Here is a 484-nt window from a genome sequence, read left to right on the forward strand (position 1 = left end):
CCCGGCACGGCTCAGACCCGGTACGGCGGCGTCCAAGGGAAGGTGCGCCAGGGCGGCGATTTCGGGCACCGAGAGCAGGAACCCGCGCCGGAGCATCCGGGAGGCCAGTCGCTCGGCGGGCAGGGCGAGCCGGTGCCGTTCCAGCCGGTTGTGCCCGGCGAACAGGGCGAAGGACGAGGCGATCGCGTGTGCCCGGCCCCGGGTCGCGTTCCGCCGGGCCTCGCGGGCCTGCTTGCGATCGCGCTCGTCACCCGAGGTGGGGTCGTCTGCCTGTACGGCGTACCGGATTGCGACCTCGTAGCGCGGGCGTTGGGCTTTGTCGCGGATGGCGCGGGCTTCGGCCGATTCCTCCAGCCGGGCGGCACGATTGGTGGGGCTGAGATGTGCTGGATGGAGCCGGGGGTGCATCGGGCCGGGGGTGACGAAGTCCAGAAAGGCGCGCACCAGCCCGAGCGGTACGGCCAGCCCGCCCCTGGTGGTCACT

1 pseudogene is annotated in these 484 nt (G+C 72.9%); it reads right to left on the reverse strand.

Annotated elements, in window-relative coordinates:
- A pseudogene (locus FLV34_RS41120) lies at positions 1-484 on the reverse strand (hypothetical protein); the annotation flags it as partial.

It is taken from the genome of Microbispora sp. CSR-4 (assembly GCF_008033685.1).
Classification (GTDB): Bacteria; Actinomycetota; Actinomycetes; order Streptosporangiales; family Streptosporangiaceae; genus Microbispora.